Here is an 839-nt window from a genome sequence, read left to right on the forward strand (position 1 = left end):
ATACCGATAGGTAAGGGTTTGGGGTTGTCGCCCCTCCCCCTTTTCCCCCGGTCCACACCGTGCGTGAGAGTTTCCCCTCACACGGCGTTCCATCTACCGATTCGCGCGGATCAACTCAAGCCCGAGGACCCTACGATACTTGTTGACCTTCGCAAGCTCCTTCTTACCCGGCTGAAGCTCCTTCAGCAGCCGGTTAATCGTCTCAGGGGTCGTTGCATGGATCAGGGCGTGATACGCTTTATGGATGATCCGGAGGTTTTCAAAGCTGTCATCTCCGCCTTTACTGAGCGGGATAACATGGTGCGCATGTACCATCTCAGCTGTGAGAAACACACCAGATATCTCGCATCTACCTTGAGCCATGCTGTACCGGCTAAGCCGGTTGTCCAGGTACTCCACGGACCGGTCACCAACGTTGGATCGCATGAGTCTAACGATCTGCGCCTCAACGTCCGGGTGGAGGTATTTGTGGACAAGTTTCCTACTCTTGGCAGTGTAAATGTTGGCCGTCTGGTTAAATAAGGTCGGCGGCCGGTGCTTCACCGCCGGGAGCGGGAAGATCGGAGTTCCTTCGATGGTCCACGTCACGTACCGGTATTTGCCATATAGGCGCCGATACGTCTCCGGTGGATCACGGGGAATTCCATATTCCGCCACGCTCTTGAGACGATTGAAAAGGAGCTTGCTTAGGTCGTACCAAATCCGGCTGAGTTCTTTATTCACCCGGGAAGCCTTGCTAAAGTAGTTCTGGATCCCGCGAATGTAAGCATTAAGGCGGGCGACCATCTTTCCCGATGGAGCCTTGGCAAGTTCTTTTACCATTCTCCTGAGCTCGGTCT

At 54.4% G+C, this 839-nt stretch carries 1 protein-coding gene; it reads right to left on the reverse strand.

The genetic code is table 11. From position 1 onward, the window contains the following. Positions 1-93: 93 nt before the first annotated feature. Positions 94-839 (reverse strand): HNH endonuclease (locus tag SA87_RS10885; protein WP_169816965.1); only part of this gene is annotated, 746 nt, incomplete at its 5' end.

It is taken from the genome of Hydrogenibacillus schlegelii, from assembly GCF_001653195.1.
GTDB classification, from domain to species: domain Bacteria; phylum Bacillota; class Bacilli; order Thermicanales; family DSM-22653; genus Hydrogenibacillus; species Hydrogenibacillus schlegelii.